The following is a 19,620-nucleotide window of genomic DNA, read 5'->3' as shown; positions in this document are numbered from 1 at the left end:
AAACTCACCCGTGAGGATCGCATGCCTGGCATCACGCGCGAGGAGGTCGCCCACCTCGCACGGCTGGCGCGTCTGGAGCTGAAGGGCGAAGAGCTCGATCACTTCGCCGGTCAGCTCGACGACATCATCGGCGCGGTCGCCCGCGTCTCCGAGGTCGCCGACCAAGACGTACCGCCGACCTCCCACCCGCTGCCGCTGACGAACGTCATGCGCGCGGACGAGGTCCGTCCGTCGCTCACCCCCGAGCAGGCGCTCTCCGGCGCCCCGGCCCAGGAGCAGCAGCGTTTCAAGGTGCCGCAGATCCTGGGGGAGGACTAATCACATGACGGACATCATCAAGCTCACGGCCGCCGAGATCGCCGCGAAGGTCGCCTCCGGCGAGCTGACCGCCGTCGAGGTGACCGAGGCCCACCTGGCGCGGATCGAGGCCGTCGACGAGAAGGTCCACGCCTTCCTGCACGTCGACCGCGACGGCGCCCTCGCCCAGGCCCGCGCCGTGGACGAGAAGCGCGCCAAGGGCGAGAAGCTCGGCCCGCTCGCCGGTGTGCCCCTCGCGCTCAAGGACATCTTCACCACCTCCGGCATGCCGACGACCGTCGGCTCGAAGATCCTCGAAGGCTGGATCCCGCCGTACGACGCCACCCTGGTGAAGAACCTGAAGGCCGCCGACGTCGTCATCCTCGGCAAGACCAACATGGACGAGTTCGCCATGGGGTCCTCCACCGAGAACAGCGCCTACGGCCCCACCGGCAACCCCTGGGACCTCACCCGGATCCCCGGTGGCTCCGGCGGTGGCTCCTCCGCCGCCCTCGCCGCGTACGAGGCCCCCCTCGCCATCGGCACGGACACCGGCGGCTCGATCCGCCAGCCCGCCGCCGTCACCGGCACCGTCGGCGTCAAGCCGACCTACGGCGGCGTCTCCCGCTTCGGCATGGTGGCCTTCTCGTCCTCCCTCGACCAGGGCGGCCCCTGCGCCCGTACGGTCCTGGACGCGGCGCTGCTGCACGAGGCCATCGCCGGGCACGACCCGCTGGACTCGACCTCCATCGACGCCCCGGTCCCGCCGGTCGTCGAGGCGGCCCGCAACGGCTCCGTCGCCGGCATGCGCGTCGGTGTCGTCAAGCAGTTCCGCGGCGAGGGCTACCAGGCCGGTGTCGTGCAGCGCTTCGACGAGTCGGTCGAGCTCCTCAAGGAGCTGGGCGCCGAGATCGTCGAGCTGGACTGCCCGACCTTCGACCTCGCTCTTTCGGCCTACTACCTGATCGCGCCGTCCGAGTGCTCCTCGAACCTCGCCCGCTTCGACGCCATGCGCTACGGCCTGCGCGTCGGCGACGACGGCACCCGTTCGGCCGAGGACGTCACCGCCCTCACCCGTGAGGCCGGCTTCGGCGACGAGGTCAAGCGCCGCATCATCCTCGGTACGTACGCGCTCAGCTCCGGCTACTACGACGCGTACTACGGCTCGGCGCAGAAGGTCCGTACGCTCATCACCCGCGAGTTCGAGCAGGCCTTCGAGCAGGTGGACGTGATCGTCTCCCCGACGACGCCCACCACCGCCTTCCCGATCGGCGAGCGCGCCGACGACCCGATGGCGATGTACCTCGCGGACCTGTGCACCATCCCGACCAACCTGGCGGGCAACGCCGCCATGTCGCTGCCCTGCGGTCTCGCGCCGGAGGACGGCCTGCCGGTCGGCCTGCAGATCATCGCCCCCGCCATGAAGGACGACCGGCTGTACAAGGTCGGGGCCGCCGTCGAGGCCGCCTTCGTGGAAAAGTGGGGTCACCCGCTGCTTGAGGAGGCTCCGTCGCTATGAGTGCCATGGCAAAGAAGGCCAAGAACTTCAAGAAGTCCAAGACCGGCGTCTACGTCTCGCTGGCCACCACCGCCTTCGGTGCGGTGAGCGTCGCGAAGCAGGCCAGGATGGCCCGCAACGACAACGACATGCTGCGGCTGATCGACTCCGCCGTGTCCGCCGCCGCCATCATCACCGGCCTGGCGATCCTCTACCGGGAGCTGAAGCGCCTGGGCGACGACGACGTCCTGCTGGGCTGAGAGGGAAAGTCTCACCGTGACCGTCACTGAACTGCTGTCGTACGACGCGGCGCTCGCTGCGTACGACCCCGTCATGGGCCTGGAGGTCCATGTCGAACTCGGTACGAAGACCAAGATGTTCTGCGGCTGCTCGACCGAGCTGGGCGCCGAGCCCAACTCGCAGACCTGCCCCACCTGTCTCGGTCTGCCCGGCTCGCTCCCGGTCGTCAACGCGATCGGCGTCGAGTCGGCCATCAAGATCGGTCTCGCGCTGAACTGCGAGATCGCCGAGTGGTGCCGCTTCGCCCGGAAGAACTACTTCTATCCGGACATGCCGAAGAACTTCCAGACCTCGCAGTACGACGAGCCGATCGCCTTCAACGGCTATCTGGACGTCCAGCTGGAGGACGGGGAGATCTTCCGCGTGGAGATCGAGCGCGCCCACATGGAGGAGGACACCGGCAAGTCGACGCACATCGGCGGCGCGACGGGCCGGATCCACGGCGCCTCGCACTCGCTGCTCGACTACAACCGGGCCGGCATCCCGCTCATCGAGATCGTCACCAAGCCCATCGAGGGCGCGGGCGAGCGGGCCCCCGAGGTCGCCAAGGCCTACGTCGCCGAGCTGCGGGAGCTGATCCGCGCGCTGGACGTCTCCGAGGCGCGGATGGACAAGGGCCAGATGCGCTGCGACGTGAACCTGTCGCTGCGCCCGCACGGCACCACGACCTTCGGCACCCGCTCGGAGACGAAGAACGTCAACTCGCTCCGTTCGGTGGAGCGCGCGGCGCGCTACGAGATCATGCGCCACGCGGCCGTACTGACCTCCGGCGGCACGATCGTGCAGGAGACCCGTCACTTCCACGAGGACGACGGCTCCACCACCTCCGGCCGGATCAAGGACAACGCCGAGGACTACCGGTACTTCCCGGAGCCCGACCTCGTCCCCGTCGCCCCGGCCCGTACGTGGGTCGAGGAGCTGCGCGGCGGACTGCCCGAGCTGCCGCGCGTGCGCCGCAACCGGCTCCGCGAGGAGTGGGGCGTGTCGGAGCACGACATGCAGTCGATCCTCAACGCGGGCGCGGTCGACCTGATCGTCGCGACCACGGACGCGGGCGCTCCGTCGGACCAGGCCCGCAAGTGGTGGATGGGCGAGCTGGCCCGTTCCGCCAACGAGTCGGGCACGGCCCTGGACGAGCTGCCGATCACCCCGGCGCAGGTCGCCCGGGTGACCGAGCTGGTGGCCTCCGGCGACCTGACCGACAAGCTGGCCCGTCAGGTCATCGAGGGCGTGCTCGCCGGTGAGGGCGGTCCGGACGAGGTCGTCGAGAAGCGCGGCCTGAAGGTCGTCTCCGACGAGGGCGCGCTCGGCACGGCGGTCGACGAGGCCATCGCGGCCAACGCGGGCATCGCCGACAAGATCCGCGGCGGCAAGGTCGCGGCGGTCGGCGCGCTGGTCGGCGCGGTCATGAAGGCCACCCGCGGTCAGGCGGACGCGGCGCGCGTCAAGGACCTGATCCTGGAGAAGCTGGGCGTCAGCGAGGGCTGAGCCGGCGTCTCGTACGCGTACGAGGGCGGCGCCCCGGGTCCTACGACTCGGGGCGCCGCCCTTTCGCGTCGTTCGCGCGCCCGGTGCGACGGTGTTTCCGCCGACGGTATTCCCGTCAACGGCATTCCGCTATTCCCTTGTTCGAGGGTTTCGGTAAGGGAAACGGGTGGATGGATCATGGCTGCGTGATGCGGCGGCAGAGCATAGGGGGCGAACCCTATTCGACTGCGAGGAGATCTCCGTGCCCATGGCTCTTTCCGATCTCGTTCTTCCCGATCTCTACTGTCCGCTGGAGTCCGCGATCCACCGTCATGTACGCGCCGTGGACGCGCAGGCCGTGCGGTGGATCAGGGACAGCGGCATGTGCGCCTCGCGGGAGGAGGAGGCGTGGGTCGTGGCGACGCACAGCACCGACTTCTTCGCCCGGTTCGCGCCGGTCGCCGACGACGACCGGCTGCTCGCGACGTCGCTCTGGGTGTACTGGGGATTCGCGTTCGACGACGCCCGCTGCGACAACGGCCCGCTGAGCAGCCGTCCCGACCGGTTCAACGCGCTCGCCGGAGCCGTGCAGCGGGCCGCGGAGGCGCCGTCGGCGGCCGACGGCGGCGAACGGTTCGTCGCGCCGTTGCAGGACATCGTCGGCCGCTTCCGGTCCTTCGGCACGCCCACCCAGGTGCGCCGGTTCACGGCGGCCCACCGCGCGTGGCTGTCCGGGGTGTGCTGGCAGATCGGCAACGAGGCGGCGGGCCGTATGCCGGACCTCGACGAGTACCTGGCCATGCGGCTGCTCTCGTCGGGCGGGGAGCCGACGTTCGCGCTGCTGGAGCTCGCGACGGGTCTTGAGGTGCCGCAGGCGGAGTTGAACCGGCCGGCGGTGCGCGCCCTGACGGAGATGGCCATCCTGGTGGCCGCCCTCGACAACGACCGGCACTCGCTGCGCAAGGAGCTCTCCCGTGGCCACGCCGACCAGAACCTCTACACGGTGCTCATGCGCCACCGGGACCTGACGTTGCAGGAGGCCGTGGACGCCGCCACCCGTATCAGGGACCGGGTCCTGACCCGGTTCCTCCAGCTGCACGACCGGGTGCGGCCGGGCGCCGGGGTCGAGCTGAGCAGCTACCTCCAGGGCCTGCGCTTCGGCATTCGCGGCAACGCGGAGTGGGGCCTTCGGGTGCCGCGCTATCTGAGCCTCGGACATGTGCCGGACCCCATGGACGAGGCCCCGCTCGCCTGGGCGCCGGCCCCCGCCGACGGCAGCGGCCGGCCCCTTTCCGAGGCGCCTTCCGTCGCCTGGTGGTGGGACGACCATCTGCTCTGAAATGCCTATGAAAGATTCCCCTATCGACGGGGCGATCAGGTTATTTGCGCTGGCCCCTTGGGGGGAATTCGGCCGGCTTTATCGATTCTTCGCCCTGTCCTGTGGATAGGGTGGTGAATTGAATCGACCACCCCCCTTCCATTCCATCGGAGTCATTTCATGTCCATTCTGCGCCGCGCAGCGGTCGTGACCGTCGCCGCCTCCGCGCTCGTCGCCGGAGGCGCCGCCGCCTCGGCCCACGCCGCCCCGTCCGCCCCCTCGTCGCACTCCGCCTCGGTGGGCGACGGCGACTACGGCCACGGCCACGGCGGTGGCCGCCCGATCCAGTTCGGTCCGTTCGCGATCCCGAGCCAGGGCAGCGTGGGCTTCGGCTGGAACACCTCCAACGGTGGCGGCGTCGGCGGCTTCTGACCCCGCGCCGGGGCGGCACGAGGTCCTCGCGACGAACGACGGGTGGGGTACGGACTTCGGTCCGTACCCCACCCGTCGTTCGTCGTGCCCCGCGCCCCGGGCGTGCGCCTCTCAGCGCTTGAGCGTCGCCGCGCTGGCGACCAGGACGCCCACCACGCAGAGCAGGATGAGGACGGCGTCGCGGACGAAGACGCCGGTGACGCCCTCGTGCGTGGCGGCCTCGGTCGCCGCCTGGACGGCGTACGTCATCGGCATGACCTGGGCCAGGGCGTCGAGCGAGCCGTGCATCTCCTCCCTCGGTACGAAGAGTCCGCACACGAGGAACTGGGGCAGGACCCCCGCCGGGAGGAACTGCACCGCCTGGAACTCGTTGCGCGCGAAGGCGCTGACGAGCAGGCCGAGCGCCAGCCCCAGCAGGGCGCCGAGCATGGCGATCACCATCAGGAGGTAGGCCGGCCCCTTGATGTCGAGCCCCAGGGGGCCGACGGCGAGGAGGGTGGAGAGCACCGCCTGGATCAGGGCGAGGAACGCGAAGGCCAGGCTGTAGCCGAAGACGATGTCGAGCCGCTGCACCGGCAGCGTCAGCAGCCGTTCGGCGGTCCCGGAGGTCCGTTCGCGCAGCGTCGACACGGAGGCGACCAGGTACATCACGATGACCGGGAAGATGCCGAAGACCTGGGGCCCCACGCGTTCGAAGGACTCCTCGGCGTCCGTGAACATCAGTTTGAGCAGCACCATGAGCATGCACGGGATGACGAGCATGAGCGCGGCGCTGCCCCGGTCGCGGGAGATCTGCTGGAGCACGCGCTGGGCGGTGGCGGCGGTGATGCTCGGCGAGAACGGCAGCGGGCGCCCCCGCAGCTGCGGCGCCGAGGGGTGATCCGCGCTCACCTGCGGGACTCCGTCGCGAAGTAGGGGCGGTCGGGGTCGGGCTGTACGTCGCTGATCAGGGGAGAGGGGATGCGCTCCACGAGCGCGGGCGGGGCGGCCTCCGCCCGCGCGGCGGTGGTCACCAGATGCATGAAGGCCTCTTCGACACCGACGCAGCCGGTGTGCCTCAGCAGGTCCTCGCGCTTCGCGGCGGCGAGCAGCCGGCCACCGCGCATGAGCAGCAGCCGGTCGCAGCGGTCCGCCTCGTCCATGACGTGGCTGGAGACGAGCAAAGTGGTTCCGTTCTCGGCGAGACGTTTGAAGGCTTCCCACAGTTCGCGGCGGACCAGGGGGTCGAGCCCCACGGTCGGTTCGTCCATGACCAGCAGGTCGGGCGTGCCCAGCAGGGCCACGGCCAGCGAGACGCGGGAGTACTGGCCGCCGGAGAGGCGGGCGACGGGCTTGTCGGCGTACTCGGCGAGGTCCACCTCCTTCACGACCCGGACCACGGCGTTCTCCCGCCGCCAGCCCCGCATCCCGAGCGCGGCGGAGAAGTACCGGAGGTTCTCCAGGACCGTCAGGTCCGGGTAGACCGACGGCGCCTGGGTCACGTACCCGACCCGGCAGCTCAGCGCGGGTGAGCCGGCCGGGAAGCCCAGGACCTGGACGTGCCCGCCCGAGCTCGGCTGGATGCCCACCACCGAGCGCAGCAGCGTCGTCTTCCCGCAGCCGCTGGGGCCCAGCAGGCCGACGATGGCGCCTCGGGGCACGGTGAACGAAATGTCGTGCAGCAGGGTGTGCTTGCCGCGTGTGACGTACAGGCCGTACACGCTGACGGCTGGGGGCCCGGACACATCCCGCCCTCTCGTGTGATGTCGCATGAAGCGCCGGCGGTCCGCACGGCGCCGCTACCTTCGCCTGAACGTACCGGTATCGCCCTTTGTTGGGAAAATCCCGATGCGCCCAGAGGTGCGTACTTCTGCCGTGCCGTCAGGAGGCCGTGTCCCGGGCGCCGTCACGCCGTTCAGCGGTCGCGGCGCGTCAGCAGCATGGCCAGTTCGTGCATCTGGCGGTAGACCTCGGCGGTCGGCCGCGCGCGCGACAGGGCCCGCATCGCGGCGGCCGTCTGCCGCGTCACCTCCTGCTCGGTCGCCTCCCGGCCGCCGGCCTCCTCGACCAGGTCGGCGGCGAGCGTGATCTCCGCCTCGCTGAGCGGCGCCTGCTGCGCGTAGAGGGCGGCGAGGCCCCGGCCCGCCGGGTGCTGCTCGTCGGCGAGTGCGGCGACGACGGGCAGGGACTTCTTCCGTGCCGCCAGATCCGCTCCGACCGGCTTGCCACTGCGCGAGCTGTCGCCCCAGATGCCCAGCAGGTCGTCCACGCACTGGAAGGCGACCCCGAGGCAGCGGCCGAACTCCCGCAGCCCGACGACGCGTTCACGGTCGGCTCCCGCGAGAATCCCGCCCAGGGCGCAGGCGCACCCCATCAAGGCGCCGGTCTTGCCCGCCGCCATGTCCACGTACTGGCGCACGCCGACGCTGCCGACCTTCTCGAAGGCCACGTCCTGGCTCTGCCCGAACGTCAGGTCGGCGAGCATCGCCATCGTCTCGCGCACCGCCGCGTCGGCGAGCGGCTCGGGCGCCGCCTCCAGAACGCGCAGGGCCTGCACGAGCAGGGCGTCCCCGGCGAGCACCGCCGAGGGGACCCCGTACACCGTCCAGGCGGCCGGCCGGTGGCGCCGCAACGGGTCGCCGTCGATCACGTCGTCGTGCAGCAGGGAGAAGTCGTGGACCAACTCCACGGCGACGGCGCCCGGAACGGCGCTCTCGGGCAGCCCGCCGACCGCCCGGGCGGCCAGGAACACCAGCGCGGGCCGTACGGCCTTCCCGCCTCGCACGTCGTCCCCGGACGACGGCACCTCGCTCCCGTCGGCCTCGCACCACCCCCGGTGATAGCGCGCGATCCGGGCCTCCGGCCCCGGGAGGCCGTCGATGGCGTCCCGCAGGGCGGGAGCCAGGAGGGAACGGGCCTCACGGAGAACGGACTCGACGGACGGGGACGGCGGCACCGTGTCGACCACGGCCGGCCCGCCGGAGGCCAGGTGCATCTGCTCGCATCGCATGGCACCAGCTAAGCGAGGCGAACTGGCGTCTGTCACGCTCAGCGATCAAATCGACGCGAAGATCACCCGTAGTGATCGAGTCGATCCGATCGGCGGATTTTCGCCCGTCGCAGCCCGAGCCTCGCGCTGGGACTCCTCGGGGTCGGTACGTGGACGTTCGTCATCGCGTCGGCGTCAGGTCTTCTCTGCGTCACCCGGCCTCACTACCGTCCCCCGGGAACCACCAATGGCTCGACGACGAACCATTGGGCCGTCGACTGGAGGTCGGTCTTGTCCCCCGAGAAGTCCCGGATGTCCCGCCGCAAGGTGCTCGCCCTGGGCGGAGGCGCGCTCGGCGCCGCCGCGGCGGGCTCGCTGCTCCCGCCGTCGCTCCAGGAGGCGATCGCCGCGGGACCGCCGGCCGGAGGCATGTCGGCCGTACGGCACGTGGTGATCCTCATGCAGGAGAACCGTTCCTTCGATCACTACTTCGGCACGCTGCGCGGTGTCCGCGGCTTCGGCGACCGCAACGCGATCGAGCTGCCCTCCGGCAGGCCGGTCTTCGAGCAGCCCGCCCCCCTCGGCCGGACCGTGCTGCCGTTCCCGATCCGGGGCGCCGCCGAGACCCAGAAGAAGGACCTCCAGTACATCGGCGACCTCGACCACTCCTGGAGCGGTGGCGCCAAGGCCTGGCACGACGGCTGGATGGACGGCTGGGTCTCCGCCAAGACCGCGGCGACGATGGCGTACTACGACCGCCAGGACATCCCCCTGCACTACGAGCTCGCCGACACCTTCACCGTCTGCGACGCCTACCACTCCTCCACCCACACCTCGACGAGCCCCAACCGCAACCACCTCTGGTCCGGCTGGACCGGGCACGAGGCCGACGGCAGCCGGGCCGTCACCAACGCCGCGTACGCCGAGGGCACCCACCCCGGCTACCCCTGGCCCACCTACGCCGAGCGCCTCGAAGCGGCCGGGCGGAGCTGGAAGACGTACACGGAGTGGGAGAACTTCACCGACAACAACATCGAGTTCTTCACCTCCTTCAAGAAGATCGCCCGCAAGGCCCTCGCCCCCACCGGCGGCCACACCTTCATGGAGTCCTTCTACGCCGCCGTCCGCGACACCGAGGACGCCGCCGAGCGGGCCAGGCTGCTCGCCGCCCTGGAGGACGGAGTCGCCACCCTCACGAAGGCCGAGCGCTCGCTCTTCGAGCGGGGCCTGCGCCGCGTCGAGTCCGGGAAGCTCGCCGACGCCTTCCGCGCCGACGTGGCCGCCGGGACGCTGCCCGAGGTCTCCTACCTCGTGCCGTCCGCGGTCGACTCCGAGCACCCCGGCTCCTCCTCGCCGATCGCCTCCGCCTCCCTCGTCTACAAGGTGCTCGACGCCCTCGGCTCGCACCCGGACGTCTGGCGCCACACCGTGCTGCTGATCAACTACGACGAGAACGACGGCTTCTTCGACCACGTGCCGCCGCCGGTCCCGCCCGCCGGCACCACGGACGAGCGCTGGCAGGGCCTGCCCACCGGCCTCGGCATCCGGGTCCCGCTGCTCGTCGTCTCGCCCTGGTCGGTCGGCGGCTACGTCTGCTCCGAGACCTTCGACCACACCTCGGTGATCCGCTTCCTGGAGCGGCTCACCGGCATCGAGGAGCCCAACATCACCCCGTGGCGGCGCGCCGTCACCGGTGATCTGACCTCAGCCTTCGACTTCCGGCGCGCCCACCGGCAGCCGGCGGTCGAGGAACCAGGACCGATCCCGCCGTTCTCCGGCCGCTGGCGGCCGCAGCCCCCGTCGGTCCAGAAGATGCCGGTCCAGGAGCCGGGCACCCGCCCCGCCCGCCCGCTGCCTTACCAGCCGGACGCCCAGGCGCGGGTCGGCGCGGGCCGGGTCACCGTCGACCTGAAGAACTCCGGGAAGGGCTCCGCGCACTTCGCGCTCTACCCGTACGCCGGTGAGTTCGCCGTCCCCCAGCACCAGGACGTCAAGGGCGCGGCGCAGTGGGCGGTGCCCCTCACGCGTGATCACTACCGGTTCACGGTCACCGGCCCGAACGGCTTCCGCCGCGAGTTCGAGGGCCCGGCGGCGGGCGGCGCCGACCTCGCCTCCTCCATCGACCATCACGACCGCGACCTGCATCTCACGGTCCGGAACACCGGCACCCAGCGGGTCACCTTCACCGTCCGGCCGGTCGGCTACGTCGACGAGGACGACTTGCGCGACTGGACCCGCACGGTCACGGTGAAGCCCGGCCGGAGCCGTACCCTCGTGCACTCGGCCGCCGACGCGCACGGCTGGTACGACCTCGAGGTGACCGCCCCGGGCGGCTTCCGCCGACGGCTCATGGGACACATCGAGAACGGGCGGGCGAGCGTCTCCGGCTGATCACCCACCGTCCGCGGCGTCCGCGTGGGGCCCGGGTCCAACGTCCCGAGCTGCCGCGCGGCGCTGTGAGTATCGACACCAATGGGGTTATTGATCTCTTTGTGCTGCGAGAGTTGATTCCTGTAGGTCATGCGTTCTTTTCGGGCCGTTTCCCGGTAAAGATCCACGAACCATCACCAGGGAGCAGGTCCTTTGGCAGCCATCGCACGGTGGTGCATCAAGCACCGCCTCGTCGCCGTTCTGCTCTGGCTCACCGTGCTGGGCGGCGCCGCCGCCGGGGCGTCGCTCGCGGGCTCCGCGTACTCCAACGACTACGAGGCCCCCGGCACCGAGTCCGGCCGCGCCACCACCCTCCTCGAACAGGGCTTCCCCGGCACCGGCGGCGACGGCAACACCATCGTGTGGCACACCGACCGGGGCAGCGTCCGGGCCGCCGGCGTCGAAGCGCGCATGACCGAGATGCTCCAGGACGTCGCCGACCTGCCCGGCATCGCCTCCGTCGTCTCCCCCTACGGCTCCGGGCCCGCCGGCCAGGCGCAGATCAGCGACGACGGGCACACCGCCTTCGCGGCCGTCACCTTCCACGAGCAGGCCGACGACATCCCGGCGTCCCAGGCGCAGGACCTGGTCGACACGGCCCGCTCCGCCGCCGACGGGAACGTCCGGGTCGAGCTGGGCGGCAGCGCCGTCGCGCTCACCGAGGCCTCCGGCGGCCATGTCGCCGAGGCCGTCGGCGTCGTGGTGGCGGCCCTCGTCCTCTTCCTGGCCTTCGGCTCGCTCGCCGCCTCCGCGCTCCCCATCGCCACCGCGCTCGTCAGCGTCGGCATCGCGTACTCCGGGATCGTGCTCCTCGGCCATGTGATGACCGTCGCCGACTTCGCCCCCATGCTCGGCATGCTCATCGGCCTCGGCGTCGGCATCGACTACGCGCTCTTCATCGTCACCCGCCACCGCAAGGGCCTCAAACGCGGGCTCCCGGTGCCCGAATCCGCGCGGATCGCCGTCGCCACCACCGGCCGGGCCGTCCTCTTCGCGGGCGCCACCGTCTGTATCGCGCTGCTCGGCATGCTGATACTGCGGCTCAGCTTCCTCAACGGCGTCGCCATCGCCGCCTCGCTGACCGTCGTCCTCACGGTCGCCGCGTCCGTCACCCTCCTCCCGGCGCTGCTCTCCCTCATCGGCATGCGGGCGCTGTCGCGGCGCGAGCGCCGACAGCTCGCCGAGCACGGGCCGCAGCCCGAGCTGCCGACCGGCTTCGCCGCCCGCTGGTCCGCCTTCGTGGAGCGCCACCCCAAGCTGCTCGGCCTGGTCGCCGCCATCGTCATGGGCGTCCTCGCGGTACCGACCTTCGCGCTCCACCTCGGCACCTCCGACCAGGGCAACGGCCCGGCCACCGCCACCACCCGGCAGGCCTACGACCTGCTCGCCGACGGCTTCGGGCCCGGCGTCAACGGCCCGCTCACCCTCGTCGCCCAGATCGACGGCGCCGACGACCGGGTCGCGCTCGGCGAGCTGCCGACCGCGCTGGCGAACACCAAGGGCGTCGAGTCGGTCTCCCCGGTCGCGTACAACAGCGCGGGGGACACCGCCGTCCTGACCGTCGTACCGGACTCCTCACCGCAGTCCAAGGCCACCAGCGAGCTGGTCGACCGGCTGCGCGCGGACGTGCTGCCCACGGCCGAGCGGGGCACCTCGCTCGACGTGCACGTCGGCGGGGTCACCGCCTCGTACGACGACTTCGCCGAGATCATCGTGGGCAAGCTGCCGCTCTTCGTCGGCGTCGTCGTCGCCCTCGGCTGTCTGCTGCTCCTGGTCGCCTTCCGGTCCATCGGCATCCCGCTGAAGGCCGCGCTGATGAACGTGGCCGCCGTCGCCTCCGCCTTCGGCATCGTCGTCGCGATCTTCCAGTGGGGCTGGGGGAGCGAGCTGCTCGGCCTCGGCAGCGCGGGACCGATCGAACCCTTCCTGCCGGTGATCATGGTGTCCGTGCTCTTCGGGCTCTCCATGGACTACCAGGTCTTCCTGGTCAGCCGGATGTACGAGGAGTGGCTGGAGACCGGCGACAACCGACGGGCGGTCCGGGTCGGGCTCGCCGAGACCAGCCGCGTGATCAACTCGGCGGCGGTCATCATGATCTCCGTCTTCCTCGCCTTCGTGCTCTCCGGCGACCGGGTCGTGGCGATGTTCGGCATCGCCCTGGCGGCGGCCGTCGCCCTGGACGCCTTCGTCCTGCGCACCCTCCTCGTCCCCGCCCTCATGCACCTGCTCGGCGGCGCCAACTGGTGGCTGCCGCGCTGGCTCGACCGCCGTATGCCCCGCATCAGCATCGAACCGCCCGAGTGCAGGGCCGCCGCCGACGCCCGCGACGAGGCGACGACGGTGGACGTGACCGAGGCCGCCATACCGGCTCAGCGCGTCACGGTGACGGTCGTGGAGGAGAAGACGCCCTGACGCGTCCCGGCCGTGGGATACCCCGTCTTAAGACGCCTCTCATACGCGGCACCTAGCGTGCGGCGCATGACTATCAAGACGGAGAAGACCAACGGGACCGACGAGCGGGCCGACGCGGCGCAGACCGTGGAACCGGTCGAGGAGTCGGACGAGACGCGGGACAGGGAGCTGGACGGCGAGCTGGACGACGAGCTCGACGACGCCGACGAGCCGGACGAGGCCGGGGACGTTCCGGCCGTCGCCGCCGGGGACGGGATCGGCGCGGGTGCCGCCGCCGTCGTCTCCGTCGGGCTCGGGCTCGCCGCCCTCACCGGCACCTGGGTGGGCAAGGTCAGCAGCGAGCGCGAGACGCTCGTCGGCCAGATCAAGGCCCAGGGCGGCACGGCCGCCCAGCAGATCAACGAGATCTACGCCGACGCCTGGCACGCCACCGCCCTCGTCAACGGCGTCTTCGCACTCCTCGCCCTGATCGTCGCCGTGCTCGTCCTGGTCCGCCCGCAGCGGCCGGCCTGGGTCCGCGCCGTGGCCGTCGCCGGTGCCGTCCTGGGCGCGATCGGCGTGTTCCTGTCGACGGGGATGTACTTCGACCTCTTCCTGAGCCTCCCGACCGCACCCTAGATCGTCCGCGGGAAGCCCCGGGTCCGCCTAGGTCCCCGCCGCGGCCCCCCTAAGGACCCCCGTACCCCGAACATGCGGCACTCGCCCGATGTGGTCGTACCCCCTGGCCCACGAGAGTGGAGGCATCGCACGGAGCGATACCGACACCAGGGGAGAACGACATGTTCGCGTACGAGATGAACCGCCTGCACCACGCCGAGCTCGTCCGTGAGGCCGCCGCCCAGCGCCTGACCCGGCAGGCCGTCACGGCGCGGCGGGCCGCCGAGGCCGCCCGGTCCGGCGATCACGATACGGAGGGGCGGGTGGGGCCGGTACGCAGCCGCTTCGCCCGGGCCGCGTGACCCTTCCGGGCGCAGGACCGGACGGCTGTGCGATGCTCGGCGCCGTGGAGACCAGGTCAGTCAGTCCCGTGTTCGTCGGCAGGGCCGGTGAGATCGCCGCCCTGACCGACGCCCTCGCCCGCGCCACCGCCGGCGAGCCCCAGGCGCTGCTCGTCGGCGGCGAGGCCGGCGTCGGCAAGACGCGGCTCGTCGAGGAGTTCGTGGCGGCGGCCTGCGACCGGGGCGCGTACGTCGCCGTCGGCGGCTGTGTCGAGGTCGGCGCGGACGGGCTGCCGTTCGCGCCCTTCTCCACGGCCCTGCGCGCGCTGAGCCGCCGCCTCCCCGACGAACTGGCCGCGGCGGCGGCCGGCCAGGAGGGGGAACTCGCCCGGCTCCTCCCGGAGTTCGGCGACGTCGGCAGCCACGAGCCGTCCCACGAGGACTCCACCGCCCGCCTCTTCGAGCTGACCGTACGGCTCCTGGAGCGCCTCGCCCACGACCGTACGATCGTGCTCGTCCTGGAGGACCTCCACTGGGCCGACGCGTCCACCCGGCACCTCCTGACCTACCTGCTGCGCACCCTGCGCCGGGGCAGCATCGTCGTCGTCGCCACCTACCGCTCCGACGACATCCACCGCCGTCACCCGATGCGCCCCCTGCTGGCCGAACTCGACCGGCTGCGGACGATCCGCCGCATCGAACTCGCCCGCTTCACCCGCGCCGAGGTACGCCGTCAGCTCACCGGCATCCTCGCCGCCGAACCGGACGCCGGCCTCGTCGACGAGGTCTTCGACCGCTCCGACGGCAACGCCTTCTTCGTCGAGGAGCTCGTCGTCTCCCACGAGGCCGGCTGCGCCCCCGGCGCCCTCAGCGACTCCCTGCGCGATCTGCTGCTCGTCCGGGTCGAGACGCTGCCCGAGGACGCCCAGCGGGTCGTCCGGATCGTCGCCGAGGGCGGCTCCACCGTCGAGTACGCGCTGCTCGCTGCGGTCGCCCGGCTCTCCGAGGACGACCTCATCGAGGCGCTCCGGGCCGCCGTCGGCGCCAACATCCTGCTCGCCGTCCCCGACGGCGACGGCTACCGCTTCCGGCACTCCCTGGTCCGCGAGGCCGTCAGCGACGACCTGCTGCCCGGCGAGCGCTCCCGCCTCAACCGGCGGTACGCCGAGGCCCTGGAGGCCGATCCCGCGCTGGTCCGCGCCGACGAACGGGTGACCAGGACCGCCACCTACTGGTATCACGCCCACGACCCCGCCAAGGCGCTGCCCGCCGTGCTCCGCGCCTCCGTCGAGACGCGCAAGCGCTACGCCCACGCCGAGCAACTGAGCCTGCTGGAGCGGGCCATGGAGCTGTGGGACGAGGTCCCCACCGCGGTCCGCGACTCGCTGCGGCCCATCGACTACGTCGAGGCCTACCCCGCGTGCGGCTGCGACCCCACCACCACCCCGCTGAGCTATCTCGACCTGCTCGCCGAGGCCGCGATCGCCGCCCGCTTCTCCGGCGCACGCGAACGCGCCCTGAAGATCGGCAAGATGGCGCTGCGGCTCCTCGACTCCGCCGAGGAAGGCGGCGGGAGCGACCCGCTGCGGGCCGCCTGGTTCTGGTGCGAGCGGTCCCGCATCGTCTCCGGCCTCGGCCGCTCCGACGGCTGGGCCGAGATCGCCACCGCCCAGGAACTCGTCAAGGGGCTCCCGCCGTCCGCCGTCCACGCCCGCGTCCTCGTCGTGGCCGCCGGCTGGGGCATGCTGCACAGGCCCGGCCCCGAGAGCCTGGCCGCCGCCGAACGGGCCGTGGAGTACGCCCGGCTCGTCAAGAACGAGGCCATCGAACTCGGCGCCCGCCTGACCCTGGGCACCCTCCAGGTCAGCGCCGGCGACCGCGAGGCCGGGCTCGCCACCATGTACGAGACCCGCGACCGCACCCGCGCCCTCGGCCTGTTCCACGAGTGCTCCCGCGCCCACGTCAACCTCTCCCACGTCCTGGAGAACCTCGGCCGCTCCCGCGAGGCCGTCGACGTCACCGAGGAGGGCCTCCGCCTCGCCCGCACCCACGGTCTGCTCGACAGCCAGGGCTGGATCCGCGCCAACCAGGCCGAGTCCCAGCTCTCGTTGGGGCTCTGGGACGAGGCACAGCGCAACTGCGAGTGGCTGGAGCGCTTCGGGAACAGCTCCAAGCCGCGCGGCTCCGCGGCCCTCCGCCTCGCCCAACTCGCCGTCACCCGGGGCGAGCTCACCACGGCCGCCGCCCAACTGGACGTCGCCCGTGAGTACCTGGGCGACTCGGACCCCATGCCGCAGTACGTCGTCCCGAGACGACAGGTGGAACTGAGCATCGCCGCCGCCGGAGGCCGGATCCAGGACGTACGGACCGTGCTCGCCACCGCCGTCGACACCGGCTTCCCGCCCGGCACCCACCGCGAGGCCTGGCCGCTGCTCCTCAGCGCCGCCACCGCCGAGGCCGACGCGGTCGGCCTGCCCGCCGCCGAGGAGGGCCGGGCCGAGACCCTCGCCCTGCTCCGCCGCTGCGCGCGCGGCCTGGCGGCCCCGGCGCCCGTCTGGGAGGCGTACTCCCGCCACACCTCCGCCGAGCTGGACCGCGCCGAGGGCCGCCACCGGGTCGACCGCTGGACGGAGACCGTCGCCGCCTACGAGCCCCTGGACCGCCCCTACCTCCTCGCCCTCGCCCGCCACCGGCTCGCCGACGCCCTGCTCGCCGAGGGCGGCCGGCGCGACGAGGCCGCCGCACTGCTCCGCGAGGCCCACTCCACCGCCGTCCGCCTCGCCGCGCACCCGCTGCGCGAGGACGTCGAGCTCCTGGCCGCCCGCGCCCGCCTCCCGCTCAACCCCCCGGACCGCGCCCCGGAACCGGCGCCGGACGACGACGCCTTCGGCCTGACACCCCGGGAACAGGACGTCCTGCGCCTGGTCGCCGCCGGGCGCACCAACCGCCAGATCGCCGAGGAGCTCTTCATCTCCCCGAAGACGGCGAGCGTCCACGTCTCCAACATCCTGGCCAAGCTCGGCGTCTCCGGCCGGGGCGAGGCCGCCGCCCTCACCCACCGCCTCCGCCTCCTGGAACCGACGCCTTAGGGGACACCGCCCCGTCGTCCCCTACCGCACCTCCAGCCGGAGGATCTTGTCGTCGCCGGGTCCGGGCGTGCCCCGGGTGTCGGTCTCGCTCGTCGTCAGCCAGAGCCGGCCGTCACCCGCCGCCAGGACCGTGCGCAGCCGGCCGTGCTCCTCCACGAGGAACGCCTCGGGATCCCCGGAGCGTTCCGCTCCGGACACCGGGATCCGCCACAGACGCTCGCCCCTCAGCCCCGCCATCCAGATCGCGCCCTCCGCGTACGCGATGCCGCTCGGCGAGGCCTCGTCCGTCCGCCACTGGGCCACCGGGTCCACATAGCCGGCTTCCTTCGCGATGCCCTCCACGGCCGGCCAGCCGTAGTTCTTCCCGGCCTCGATCCGGTTCAGCTCGTCCCAGGTGTTCTGTCCGAACTCGGCCGCCCACAGCCGCCCGTCCGCGTCCCAGGCCAGGCCCTGCACATTGCGGTGCCCGTACGAATAGACCACCGAGTCCGGGAACGGATTGCCCGGCGCCGGCCGGCCCTCCGGCGTCATCCGCAGGATCTTGCCGCCCAGCGACCCGCGGTCCTGCGCGAGCCCCGTCTCGCCCCGCTCGCCCGTCCCCGCGTAGAGCATCCCGTCCGGGCCGAACGCGATCCGCCCGCCGTTGTGCACGGTCCCCTTCGGGATGCCCGAGAGGACCACCTGCGCCGCGCCGAGCCGGTCCCCTGCCCCGCCTCCGTACGGCATGCGGACGATGCGGTTGTCCGACGCGGCCGTCAGGTACGCGTAGACCTGGCCGTCCCGCACGGCGAGGCCCAGGAGCCCGCCCTCTCCGCCGGGGGCCACCCCCGGCACTTCGCCGACCGGCGTCTTCCGCCCGGTCTGCGCGTCGACGCGGGTGATCGTGCGCTCGTCGCGCGAGGCGACGAGGAGGTCACCGTCCGGCAGGGCGGCCACGCCCCACGGCGACTCCAGGTCCTCGGTCAGCGTCCCGGCGACGCGCACGGAGCCCGGCGCGCCCGGCGGCCCCGATCCCGTCCCGGACGCCGACGCCGACGCCGACGCCTCCGCCGACGCCGAGGCGGAGGTGGACGGGGAGGGCGGTGACGCCCCGCCCCCGCCCCCGTCCGACGTACACCCGGTCAGCAGCCCCAGTACGGCGGCGGCTCCCACAGCTCCCACGAAAGCTCGGCCCACGGTCCCGATCCCTTCAAGCGGCGCTCCCTACCCTTGATACACCGCCGGGCCCGAGAAGGTTCCCGTCCGCGCCCGCAGCCCCCCGATCCGCGGCCTCCAGTCCCGCGGCCCCGCGGCCCGCGCCTCCAGCCCCGCGGCCCGCGCCTCCAGCCCCGCGGCCCGCGCCTCCAGCCCCGCGGGCCCGCCTCTCATCGCCGCGGCCCCGCAGTCTCCGCCCCGCGGCCCGCGCCTCCAGCCCTGCGGCCTCCGCCCTACGGCCCGCCCCTCAGTCCCACGATCCGCGCGGTCCCGGCAGCCCCGCGATCTCCGCCAGGTCCGCGGCCGTCAGCACGAGCTCGGCCGCCCGCGCGTTCTCCACCGCCCAGCACTCCCGCTTCGCGCCCGGGATCGGCACCACGTGCGGCCCCTGCGCCAGCGCCCACGCCAGCGCGACCTGCGCCGGAGTGACGCCCTGCCCGTGCCGCGCCGCCACCCGCCGCAGCCCCGCCACCAGCGGCTGGTTCGCGGCCATCATCTCGGCGGTGAAGCGGGGGTGCCGGGCCCGCGGGTCGTCCGGCTCGAAACCGCCACCCGGCGTCAGCGTCCCGGTCAGGAACCCGTTCCCCAGCGGCATCGCGGCCAGGAACCCCACGCCCCGCGCCTCGCACCACGGGAGCAGCCGTGCCCGCGCCTCCGGCGACCAGACCGACAGCTCGGCCTCCACCGCGCTCACCGGGAACACCTGCTGGATCCGTTCCAGCTGCCGAATCGTTCCCTCGAACACATCGACCGCCGTCCCGCGCCGGGCCGCCCGCGCCCCGACCGCGCAGAAACCGAGGGCCCGCACCTTGCCCGCGGACACCAGGTCGGCCAGCGCGCCCCAGGTCTCCTCGACCGGCACCTCGGGATCGGCCCGGTGCAGCTGGTAGAGATCGATCACGTCCGTCTGCAGCCGCCGCAGCGACGCGTCGCAGGCCCTGCGCACATACCCGGGACGGCCGTTGGCCACCACGTGCTGATCGCCCACCAGCAGACCGCACTTGGTCGAGACGAACGCCTCCGCCCGGCGCCCCTTCAAGGCCCGCCCCACCAGCAGCTCGTTGGTGAACGGCCCGTACATGTCGGCGGTGTCGAGCAGGCTCACCCCGGCGTCCAGCGCCGCGTGCACCGTGCGCAGCGACCGGTCGCCGCGCTGCTGTGAGCAGCTGTAGGCCCAGTTCATCGGCATACAGCCCAGGCCGACCGCGCCCACGTCGAGCGCCGCCGCCCCGATAGTCCTGCGCTCCACCTGCCGGTACCCCTCCCTGTGCCGTCCC

The 19,620-nt window shown here is 72.5% G+C and carries 16 protein-coding genes; 11 read left to right on the top strand and 5 right to left on the bottom strand.

The genetic code is table 11. The features are described from left to right. Positions 1-21 precede the first annotated feature (21 nt). From gatC to ACIPPS_RS01070, 6 genes are all read left to right on the top strand, one after another. Complete coding sequence (gatC, locus tag ACIPPS_RS01095) at positions 22-318, top strand: Asp-tRNA(Asn)/Glu-tRNA(Gln) amidotransferase subunit GatC (RefSeq protein ID WP_015036350.1); 297 nt, start codon at positions 22-24, stop codon at positions 316-318. Positions 319-322: 4 nt separating this feature from the next. Further along, positions 323-1,816, top strand: a complete 1,494-nt coding sequence (gene gatA, locus ACIPPS_RS01090) for an Asp-tRNA(Asn)/Glu-tRNA(Gln) amidotransferase subunit GatA (protein WP_401425297.1) — start codon at positions 323-325, stop codon at positions 1,814-1,816. Then, positions 1,813-2,055 (top strand): hypothetical protein, encoded by a 243-nt coding sequence (locus ACIPPS_RS01085; protein WP_401425295.1) that lies wholly within the window; start codon positions 1,813-1,815, stop codon positions 2,053-2,055. The genes gatA and ACIPPS_RS01085 overlap by 4 nt, the downstream gene beginning before the upstream one ends. 16 nt (positions 2,056-2,071) lie before the next feature. Then, positions 2,072-3,583 carry an Asp-tRNA(Asn)/Glu-tRNA(Gln) amidotransferase subunit GatB gene (gene gatB, locus ACIPPS_RS01080; protein ID WP_401425293.1) on the top strand — a complete coding sequence of 504 codons (1,512 nt, stop codon included), beginning with the start codon at positions 2,072-2,074 and terminating at the stop codon, positions 3,581-3,583. Between the two features lie 247 nt (positions 3,584-3,830). After that, positions 3,831-4,901 (top strand): hypothetical protein, encoded by a 1,071-nt coding sequence (locus ACIPPS_RS01075; RefSeq protein ID WP_401425290.1) that lies wholly within the window; start codon positions 3,831-3,833, stop codon positions 4,899-4,901. Between the two features lie 159 nt (positions 4,902-5,060). After that, entirely contained in the window at positions 5,061-5,312 is a 252-nt protein-coding gene (locus tag ACIPPS_RS01070; RefSeq protein ID WP_401425288.1) for a hypothetical protein, read from the top strand. Between the two features lie 111 nt (positions 5,313-5,423). Here the strand turns inward: ACIPPS_RS01070 and ACIPPS_RS01065 are convergent, their stop codons facing one another. The 3 genes from ACIPPS_RS01065 to ACIPPS_RS01055 all read right to left on the bottom strand — a co-directional run bounded on the left by ACIPPS_RS01065 (position 5,424) and on the right by ACIPPS_RS01055 (position 8,301). After that, positions 5,424-6,203 carry an ABC transporter permease gene (locus ACIPPS_RS01065; RefSeq protein WP_401425286.1) on the bottom strand — a complete coding sequence of 260 codons (780 nt, stop codon included), beginning with the start codon at positions 6,201-6,203 and terminating at the stop codon, positions 5,424-5,426. Then, positions 6,200-7,063 carry an ABC transporter ATP-binding protein gene (locus ACIPPS_RS01060; protein WP_401425283.1) on the bottom strand — a complete coding sequence of 288 codons (864 nt, stop codon included), beginning with the start codon at positions 7,061-7,063 and terminating at the stop codon, positions 6,200-6,202. Before ACIPPS_RS01060 ends, ACIPPS_RS01065 begins: the two co-directional genes overlap by 4 nt. Before the next feature lie 143 nt (positions 7,064-7,206). Next, positions 7,207-8,301 carry a polyprenyl synthetase family protein gene (locus ACIPPS_RS01055; RefSeq protein WP_401425281.1) on the bottom strand — a complete coding sequence of 365 codons (1,095 nt, stop codon included), beginning with the start codon at positions 8,299-8,301 and terminating at the stop codon, positions 7,207-7,209. Positions 8,302-8,592: 291 nt separating this feature from the next. On the opposite strand from ACIPPS_RS01055, the gene ACIPPS_RS01050 reads away from it, so the two are divergent. From ACIPPS_RS01050 to ACIPPS_RS01030, 5 genes are all read left to right on the top strand, one after another. After that, a complete protein-coding gene (locus ACIPPS_RS01050; RefSeq protein ID WP_401425279.1) occupies positions 8,593-10,671 on the top strand; it encodes a phosphocholine-specific phospholipase C in 2,079 nt (692 codons plus the stop codon). 192 nt (positions 10,672-10,863) lie between these two features. Then, positions 10,864-13,122 carry an MMPL family transporter gene (locus ACIPPS_RS01045; RefSeq protein ID WP_401425277.1) on the top strand — a complete coding sequence of 753 codons (2,259 nt, stop codon included), beginning with the start codon at positions 10,864-10,866 and terminating at the stop codon, positions 13,120-13,122. A 66-nt stretch (positions 13,123-13,188) separates the two neighbouring features. Further along, positions 13,189-13,740: a hypothetical protein gene (locus ACIPPS_RS01040; RefSeq protein ID WP_401425275.1), complete on the top strand. Its 552-nt coding sequence runs from the start codon at positions 13,189-13,191 to the stop codon at positions 13,738-13,740. A 161-nt stretch (positions 13,741-13,901) separates the two neighbouring features. Next, complete coding sequence (locus ACIPPS_RS01035) at positions 13,902-14,081, top strand: hypothetical protein (RefSeq protein WP_401425272.1); 180 nt, start codon at positions 13,902-13,904, stop codon at positions 14,079-14,081. 32 nt (positions 14,082-14,113) lie between these two features. After that, positions 14,114-17,149 carry an AAA family ATPase gene (locus tag ACIPPS_RS01030; protein WP_401427145.1) on the top strand — a complete coding sequence of 1,012 codons (3,036 nt, stop codon included), beginning with the start codon at positions 14,114-14,116 and terminating at the stop codon, positions 17,147-17,149. Between the two features lie 21 nt (positions 17,150-17,170). Here the strand turns inward: ACIPPS_RS01030 and ACIPPS_RS01025 are convergent, their stop codons facing one another. Both ACIPPS_RS01025 and ACIPPS_RS01020 read right to left on the bottom strand, forming a co-directional pair. Then, on the bottom strand, positions 17,171-18,310 hold the full coding sequence (locus ACIPPS_RS01025) for a PQQ-dependent sugar dehydrogenase (protein ID WP_401425270.1): 1,140 nt from the start codon (positions 18,308-18,310) through the stop codon (positions 17,171-17,173). A 280-nt stretch (positions 18,311-18,590) separates the two neighbouring features. After that, on the bottom strand, positions 18,591-19,592 hold the full coding sequence (locus tag ACIPPS_RS01020; RefSeq protein WP_401425268.1) for an aldo/keto reductase: 1,002 nt from the start codon (positions 19,590-19,592) through the stop codon (positions 18,591-18,593). Positions 19,593-19,620 lie beyond the last annotated feature (28 nt).

The sequence above is a fragment of the Streptomyces sp. NPDC090127 genome, from assembly GCF_044746945.1.
Taxonomy (GTDB): domain Bacteria; phylum Actinomycetota; class Actinomycetes; order Streptomycetales; family Streptomycetaceae; genus Streptomyces.
Note: the sequence above shows the minus strand (reverse complement) of the source record. Positions and strands in the feature narration are given on the sequence as shown.